The 7,971-nt window shown below is 67.9% G+C and carries 5 protein-coding genes and 6 pseudogenes; 9 read left to right on the top strand and 2 right to left on the bottom strand.

Going from position 1 to position 7,971, the window contains the following annotated elements; translation table 11 throughout:
• Positions 1 to 557 precede the first annotated feature (557 nt).
• Positions 558 to 1,301, bottom strand: a complete 744-nt coding sequence (locus tag ABZU69_RS36595; RefSeq protein ID WP_354968792.1) for an MOSC N-terminal beta barrel domain-containing protein — start codon at positions 1,299 to 1,301, stop codon at positions 558 to 560.
• 53 nt (positions 1,302 to 1,354) lie between these two features.
• Between ABZU69_RS36595 and ABZU69_RS36590 the strand changes: the two genes are divergently transcribed.
• The 7 genes and pseudogenes from ABZU69_RS36590 to ABZU69_RS36560 all read left to right on the top strand — a co-directional run.
• The gene (locus ABZU69_RS36590; RefSeq protein WP_354968791.1) at positions 1,355 to 1,513 is read left to right on the top strand and encodes a hypothetical protein; all 159 of its coding nucleotides are present in this window, start codon (positions 1,355 to 1,357) and stop codon (positions 1,511 to 1,513) included.
• A 274-nt stretch (positions 1,514 to 1,787) separates the two neighbouring features.
• Positions 1,788 to 2,649, top strand: a pseudogene (locus ABZU69_RS36585) (IS3 family transposase); the annotation flags it as partial.
• Positions 2,650 to 2,899: 250 nt separating this feature from the next.
• A pseudogene (locus ABZU69_RS36580) lies at positions 2,900 to 3,919 on the top strand (IS30 family transposase); the annotation flags it as partial.
• Positions 3,920 to 4,168: 249 nt separating this feature from the next.
• A pseudogene (locus tag ABZU69_RS36575) lies at positions 4,169 to 4,621 on the top strand (transposase); the annotation flags it as partial.
• Positions 4,622 to 4,823: 202 nt separating this feature from the next.
• Positions 4,824 to 5,249: a transposase gene (locus tag ABZU69_RS36570; RefSeq protein WP_354968790.1), complete on the top strand. Its 426-nt coding sequence runs from the start codon at positions 4,824 to 4,826 to the stop codon at positions 5,247 to 5,249.
• Positions 5,240 to 5,455, top strand: a pseudogene (locus ABZU69_RS36565) (hypothetical protein); the annotation flags it as partial. The gene ABZU69_RS36570 and the pseudogene ABZU69_RS36565, both read left to right, overlap by 10 nt.
• A gap of 7 nt (positions 5,456 to 5,462) precedes the next feature.
• Positions 5,463 to 5,747, top strand: a pseudogene (locus ABZU69_RS36560) (IS3 family transposase); the annotation flags it as partial.
• A 120-nt stretch (positions 5,748 to 5,867) separates the two neighbouring features.
• Here the strand turns inward: ABZU69_RS36560 and ABZU69_RS36555 are convergent.
• Complete coding sequence (locus ABZU69_RS36555) at positions 5,868 to 6,893, bottom strand: nitronate monooxygenase (protein ID WP_354968789.1); 1,026 nt, start codon at positions 6,891 to 6,893, stop codon at positions 5,868 to 5,870.
• Between the two features lie 259 nt (positions 6,894 to 7,152).
• Between ABZU69_RS36555 and ABZU69_RS36550 the strand changes: the two genes are divergently transcribed.
• Positions 7,153 to 7,356 (top strand): hypothetical protein, encoded by a 204-nt coding sequence (locus ABZU69_RS36550; RefSeq protein WP_354968788.1) that lies wholly within the window; start codon positions 7,153 to 7,155, stop codon positions 7,354 to 7,356.
• A gap of 69 nt (positions 7,357 to 7,425) precedes the next feature.
• Positions 7,426 to 7,971, top strand: a pseudogene (locus ABZU69_RS36545) (PhzF family phenazine biosynthesis protein); the annotation flags it as partial.

Genomic DNA, 7,971 nt, shown 5'->3' with positions numbered 1-7,971 from the left:
GGTCACCAACATCGCCGCCGCCAACCGCCACCACGCCCGCGACAGCAACCGACCACTGGCCCTACTCGGCATCACCTGACGACTTTGCCGGGGCCTTGCCCAAGCCGCTCATCCTCCCCGCCCTGGCCCGGCATTTCCCAACGACGTGCCTCGACGCTTGCTACCCAGTCCGGCGAAAGCCAGCTCTACCAACGTCGAACAGACAGGCCCGGCCGATCTGACCGGGCCCGGCGTTTCGGACGCCGTGCCCAGCCACAACCGCACCCAGCTACGCTGAACGCCCGATGACAATTACCTCACCCAAACACCCGATCCATGAGGTTGCACCCTTCACGGTCCAGTCCGTTCGCGCGCAACGGCGGCCGCCAGCTCCCGGGATGACGGTTGGGCTTGCGGGTGGTGTCCGGCTGCATTGGTAATCGCGCGCTGGGGCAGCGGAGTCGGACCAGATCGGAAAGCCCCACGCATCGACTAGAACGCCAGGGCGTCGCGATCTGACTACCAGGATGAAACCTGCCGATCAGTCCAGTGTGGAGGGCTTATCGCCCGGCAGTTCTTTATGGACCATATCGGTCGTCAAGCCACACCGGGTCGCCGACGGCAACACGGCCCGGCTCGACCGTCGAGCCGTAAACCCCGAGGCAGACCTGGCGCTCGCGGGCGATCGCCCGCAGGATCGCCCGATTACGCCGCGTTGTCCCAGGCTCGATGTTCACCATGACGCATCGCTTGTCGCGCTGATCGACCCGCATTCGCATGCCGCCGACGCGCAGCATATGGCCGACCCACGCTTCCTCGGGAAAGGCCTCCTCGCCGAGTGTGTCGATCAGCAGGTTGGGTCGAAAACGCAGGACATCCAGTTCAGCGCCAACCAACGCCCCGATGCTGGCGCAGGCCTGGGTCGATATGACAGACAGCGGCATGGCGTCGAAGACCCCGCGATCCTGCTTGATGACGCGTACCCCCTCGCCCAGCTGCCCGGCCAGCACCGGATCCACGACGTCGAACTCATCGCCGGACGGTGTACGCACCAGCACGCCGGACGCATCGGGCCGGTCCGGCTCGACGAACGATGGGTGGTAGGCGCTCATATCCGGGCGTTCCCGGATTGTGAGCCAGGGAAAGCCGCTGCGGACCATGCCGTCGCGAATGAAGGCCCAGCGGCGATCGCCGGCCAGGCCTTTCCAGGACACGTCGACCTCGTGCAGGGCCTCAGCGCCCATCGACTTGACCGGGTAGCGCCACAGCGCGGCGACCCGGCCCACCTGCCCGCCGCCCTCGGCGCGGTCACGCTGTGACATCTGATGGTGTGCAGCCACCGGCCACCTCCTGGATCAGAGGCACCCTTTTCCCCATGACCGAGGTCGAGCGTGGCGGACTGAGTCCGTCGCAGCGCCTCTCGACGCTCGGCCTGCGCCACCGTACAGCGCATCTGGTACGTCCCGCTACCGAGGCAGATCTAGGTTTGCTCGACCAGAGGGCGCTGTCAACATTCAGCGCGGTCACGTGGTGAGCTTCATGCGATGCCGAGCAGGCGGGCCGGCTCGCCTGAGCCTCTATGGTCGGGCGGCGCTGACCAGCCAGAAAGAGCCCCGCAGTTGCACGCCATCGGCTTTCTCGTACGGGCGTAGCGCGGCCGTCACCGACTCAAGCGCCTGGGCGGTGGCGCTTTGGTCCGCGTCGCCGAGAAGAAACCGGACAGGACCAGTACCGAGGAAGGGGACTGCCCCCGGTTCGGTTGACTCCTGACCTGTGAGGACGTGTTCCTCGCTGGAAGGATGTCTGTCATGCCGAAAGCGTTTCCCCTGGAGTTCCGCCGTGATGTCGTCGCGGTAGCCCGCAAGGGCGAGGCCCCGATCGCTCAGATCGCGAAGGACTTCGGGATCTCCGAGGCGTGTCTGCACCGCTGGCTCAAGCTCGCCGACGTCGAGGACGGCGTGCGGCCCGGGACCACCAGTTCCGAGTCAGCGGAGCTGCGCGAGTTGCGAAGGCGTAACAAGGTCCTGGAGCAGGAGAACGAGATCCTGCGTCGGGCCGCGGCGTACTTCGCCAAGGAGATCTCCCCAAATGATGTACCCGCTGGTCGGTGACCTGGCCGCGGACGGGATCCCCGTCGCGGTGACCTGCCGGGTGTTGGGGTTCAGCAAGCAGGCCTACTACGCGTGGCGCGCTAATCCGGTCTCGCAGCGGGACTGGGACGACGCGCACCTGATCAACACCGCCCTGGACATCCACGCCGATGATCCGGCGTTCGGGTACCGGTTCATCGCCGACGAACTACCCGCCCACGGCATCACCGCCGGCCCGAACAGGGTGGCCCGGCTGTGCTCACAGCAGCGCATCTGGTCAGTGTTCGCCAAGCGCAAGGGCCTCACCCGGCGGGCTGGGCCGCCGGTGCACGACGACCTGGTCCGACGTCGCTTCACCGCCGACGCCCCGAACCGGCTGTGGCTGACCGACATCACCGAACACCCCACCGCTGAGGGCAAGCTCTACCTCTGCGCGATCAAGGACATGTACTCCGGCCGGATCGTCGGCTACTCCATCGGCACCCGCATGAAGGCCTCCCTGGCCGTCTCGGCGCTGCACAACGCAATCCGACTACGGGACCCGGCCGGCACCGTGGTGCACTCCGACAGAGGTAGCCAGGGCGGATTCAACTGGTCGTCGCAACACCTCGATCGTGCAGGAGGATGTTGTGGCGCAAGGAAGGGCGCGTGCGGCGATTCTGGCTGGTCGGCCGCCGCTTCGGTCACCTGGCCGGCCTCCGGTCAATCGGCGTGAGGAACGGCAACGGTTCTGGCGGCTGATCGCCGAGGGGCTGTCGAGCGAGGACGCCGCCGTCGCGTGCGGTGTGTCAATGCCGTTGGGGCCGCGGTGGTTCCGCGAGGGTGGCGGTATGCCGTCGATCAGCCTGGACCCGTCGTCTGGCCGCTACCTGTCGTTCGCCGAGCGGGAGGAGATCGCCGTGCTGCGTGCCCAGGAGCGCGGAGTGCGGGAGATCGCCCGCCATCTGGGGCGGTCCCCGGCGACGATTTCGCGGGAGCTGCGGCGCAACGCGGCCACCCGTGGCGGCCGGTTGGACTACCGGGCCTCGGTCGCGCAGTGGCACGCCGACCGCCAAGCGAGCCGGCCCAAGGTGGGCAAGCTCGCCGCGAATGACCGGCTGCGGCAATATGTGCAGGAGCGGCTGGCTGGCACGGTCTGCGCTCCGGACGGCAGCGGGGTTGAAGGACCGCAGGTCCGCTGGATCGGGCGTCGTCACGGGCGTCGTCAGGACCGGCGCTGGGCGACGTCATGGAGTCCGGAGCAGATCGCCAACCGGCTCCCGGTCGACTTCCCCGAGGACGAGACGATGCGGATCTCGCACGAGGCCATCTACCAGGCCCTGTACATCCAGGGCCGCGGCGCGCTGCGCCGCGAGTTGACGGCCTGTCTGCGCACCGGTCGTGCGCTGCGGGTGCCCCGGGCCAGGACCCGCGGACGCGGGAAGAAGTTCGTCACCGAAGAAGTGATGATCAGCGCGCGGCCTGCCGAGGCCGAGGACCGGGCCGTGCCCGGACACTGGGAAGGCGATCTCATCATCGGCTTGGACAGCTCCGCGATCGGGACGCTGGTCGAGCGCACCACCCGGTTCACGATGCTGCTGCATCTGCCCCGGATGGACGGCCACGGCCAGGGCCCACCGGTCAAGAACGGCCCGCCGCTTGCCGGGCATGGCGCCGAAGCAGTCCGCGACGCGATCGCCACCACGATCACCACGCTGCCCAAGCAGTTGCGCCGGTCGCTGACCTGGGACCAAGGCGCGGAGATGGCCCAGCACGCCCAGCTACGCGTCGACACGGGCATTCCGGTCTTCTTCTGCGATCCCCACAGCCCGTGGCAGCGCGGAACCAACGAGAACACTGTGAGTCTGTTGGTGGCCCGGGAGGGTCAGACCGGCAGGCTGGTGCCGGCTGCATGAGGTGACTCTCGAGAACACTGGCCACCGGCAGGTGTGCCTTGCGTTGGACCCGTCCCTCGAGCAGCCGACACCGGCCTGACCCACTCGTCTTGGCTTGATCAGGAGCTTGTCCGCCCGCAGGCGTGACTCCTCACAGTGCTGCCGCGACAGGTGACCTCTCCCAGGTCGGCGTCGACCGCGCTCGCCCTCGGGAAGGACAACCGGATGGTAATGCTGGCAGAGCACTACGACTTCGTCATCGGTGGTGACCTCGACCGCGACACGATCGACCTGGCCATCCTCGACACGGTCACCGGCGGGGTCCGTGGCCACCTCGCCGACCGAGCGGATGGACTCGGCTATCTGCGGCTCTTGGCCTGGGCCCGCGAACACGCGCCCGGCCGTCGGGTCTGGGCGCTGGAGGGCACTGGCAGCTTCGCCGCCGGACTGGTCATGGTCTTGGCCGAGGCAGGCGAAGACATCGTGGAGATCACCGGTGGAAAGCGATCCCGCGGCGCGAAGAACGACCGTATCGACGCAGTCCAGGCCGCTCGAACCGCATTGGCCCAGGAAGACCAAGCCGCGCCCCGTGAACGGGGCCTGCGTGAGGCGCTGCGTCAGATTCTCGTTACCCGGCAGGCGGTCCTGGTCAGCCGAACCAAAGCGATCAACGAACTCAAGAGTCTGATCGTGGTCGCGCCCGAGCATCTACGCGCACAGTTGCGAGGGCTTCGATTGATCAAGCAACTGGACCGCGTCGAACAGCTCCGCAGCCCCCGCTGGCGCGAGCGTCGAGCACCGGATCACGATTCTGACCCTGCAGTCGATCACCGCCCGGATCCGGTTCCTACTCGCCCAGACCGCCGAGCTCGACCCCGAGTTGCTCGCCCTCGTCAAGAGCCACCCCGCGGGCCCGGTCCTGCTCGCCGAGCCCGGCGTCGGTCCGGTCGTCGCCGCCCAGCTGCTGGTGAGCTGGTCGCACCGCGGCCGGGTCCGCAGCGAGGCCGCGTTCGCCACCCTCGCCGGCGCTGCCCCTCTGGAGGCCAGCAGCGGGCAACGCACCCGCCACCGGCTCAGCCGCGGCGGGGACCGTGACCTCAACCGCGCCCTCCATACGATCGCGATCACCCGCCTACGCTGCCACCAAGAGTCACGCGACTACGAAGCCAACCGCACCGTGCAGGGCAAAACCCACCGCGACGTCCGTCGCAGCCTCAAACGCATTCTTGCCCGCCGGCTCTACCGCCGCATCCAAGCCGCGACCCGCCAGCCGACACCCTCCATCAACCTCGCGCACGGCGCTTGACAAACATAGGAGCGTCCAACGGCCTGCTGCGCCAATACTTCCCGAAGGGAACTGACCTTAGTAGACACAGCGTCGACGACCTGACGGCCGTCGCTCACGCGCTCAACAGCCGCCCTCGCAAGACACTCGGATGGCGAACTCCCGCAGAAGCCCTCAACGATCACCTACTATCAATCCAAACAAGCGGTGTTGCGACGACCCCTTGAACCCGGGCAGTTCCGGTCGAAAAAGTTCGTCAAAGCGTTGCGGCGCAACGGCTTGACCGGCTCGATGGGCCGCGGCGGCGCCTGCGGCGACAACGCCGCGATGGAATCGTTCTTCGCCCTGCTGCAACGCAACGTCCTAGACCGGCAACGCTGGCAGACCCGCCACTAGCTGCGCTTGGCGATGGTGACCTGGATCGAACGAACCTACCACCGCCGCCGACGGCAACGACGCCTCGGCAAGCTCACACCGATCGAGTTTGAGACAATCACCAGGCCCGCACACGCGGCCTGAACCACTCAACCCCGCGAGTCAACCAGACCCGGGGCAGTCCCACCAGTACGCCGTCGACGTCGAACAGTACGGCAGTGCCGCGGTCGGGGTCTCCGCTGATGCGAGCGAGGGAAGTCATGGTTACGCAGCCCCGTCTGCCGTTTGAGTCGTGCGGCGCATCTGCTCGATGACGTTCACAGTCTGCGCCGTGAGTTCGTGGATGAGCCGGGCTGCTGGTCGGACTTCCCGGACGAGCTCAACCGATTGGCCGGCGTAGAGGGCCATGTCCGCCAGGTCGCCGGTCATGCCGGGTAGGGGGATCAGATCCTCGTACCGGTAATGGGCCTGGCCTGCGCTGTCGAAGGCTACGACGTCGCCTTCGTCCGGGCGCCCTGGCGCTGAGAGTGAACCGGCTAGTTCCCACCGTTGCAGGGTTGGATTCCGCAATGCGCGGTGCGCGGCGTCGGGCCATCCTCCGTCGAAGCAGCGGGTATGGACGGTGTCCTCGGCGGTGGCGGCGACGAGCCGTTGCCGATACAGCTGGTGAGTGGAAGCCTCGGTGGTCGCGAGGAAACGGGTGCCCAGCCATGCGCCCTGCGCGCCCAAGGCCAGGACGGCGGCGAGGCCGCGGCCGTCGCTGATGCCGCCGGCGCCCATGACCGGAATGGGGCCCACCGTGTCGACAACGGCCGGCACCAGAACCATGGTGGTGGTCGTGCCGCGAACGTGGCCGCCGGCCTCCCAGCCCTGCGCCACGATGACATCGACGCCGCATTCGGCGGCGCGCACAGCCTCCCGCACGCTGCCGACGGTGTGCATGTGCAGCGCACCGGCGTCACGGATCCGCTGACTGACGGGTTCTGGGTCACCCCAGAAGGTGGAGATGATCGGTACGGCCTCGTCCAGGCACACCGCCAGCGTGTCGATCACGGGAAAGTCCAACACCAGATTCACCCCGAACGGCCGCGTAGTCCGCTGCCGAACGTGGCGGATGCCGAGGCGCGCGCGTTCGGGGCTCTGCCAGGTCGACGCCAGCATGCCGAGCCCACCGGCTTCGGCCACCGCCGCAGCCAGTTCGGGCGCCGCCGCGGATCCTATCGGCGCCTGCACCACCGGTACGTCGATGCCCAGCCGCTCGCACAATGCGGTACGCAACTTGGACGTCATATATGCTTGACCCTTCCTGCGCTTCGGAAACCGAATCATCGGCCGGGAGGTACTGTATCGGAAAGAGAAGCGCCCGGAGAAGCGGGGCGAGATTTCTATGGCGACGCCGAGGCCGGGAAGGCCGGTTCGCGGGTCGAGCACCGGGCGCCCCTTGATGGCGGCACTCGACCTTTTCGGACGTCGACGGAGCCTGCACATCGTCTGGGAGTAGCAGCGCGGCTCGCTCGGTTTCCGCGCGCTGCTGCAACACTGCGACAACATGTCGTCCAGCGTCCCGCGGCAGCGGCTGACCGAGCTGATCGAGGCATGCATCGTCAAGCAGGAACCGGGCGCCGCCTATGCCCTCACCCAGCTTGGGCAGGGCGCCTACCGAGCCTTGCGCCCCCTTGTCCGGTGGTCGGACGACTGGGCCCGCGCTCTCGCCGACGGCGGCCTGGCTACCGAGGCGGAAACCCCGACATGACCGGGAGGTACGGACGCGACGCGACGATCGTCGACCCCTGCACTCGCCCGCGGGGAAGGTGGCAGCCCTACGGCCGTGCTGATCGATGACATCGCGATCAGCGACAGCACTCGGCGCGCGATCGTCCGGCGCGCCGGCACCTCGCACGCGGCGTTCGTTGACGCCGAGGCGGGAACCACGCCCACCGTGCGGTTCTTCACCGCACATGGTGAGCTCACCAACTGCGGGCACGGCACCATCGCCGCCCAGGAGGTCCTGTTGCACCGTCGCCGGACCAGGGAACATCGCGCACGTCAGCGGACCGGTGGCCGCACCTTCGACACAACCGCGATCCAGCGCGATAACGGCATCGAGGTCTGGTTCGACCAGGGCACGGTGGAGCTTCAGGGCTGCACTGCCGCAGGGCTCGACAGCCTCCTCGTCGCCCTCGGCGTCAGATCGAACGACATGGCCGCCGACGACGCTCCGTGTGTCGCCTCACCGGGAACACCACGGCTTCTCGTGCCGGTCAGAACGCCAGGGCCCCGGCAAAGTCGTCAGGTGATGCCGAGTAGGGCCAGTGGTCGGTTGCTGTCGCGGGCGTGGTGGCGGTTGGCGGCGGCGATGTTGGTGACC

Origin of the sequence: Micromonospora sp. NPDC005206 (assembly GCF_040608175.1) — a bacterium.
Lineage (GTDB): Bacteria > Actinomycetota > Actinomycetes > Mycobacteriales > Micromonosporaceae > Micromonospora.
Note: the sequence above shows the minus strand (reverse complement) of the source record. Positions and strands in the feature narration are given on the sequence as shown.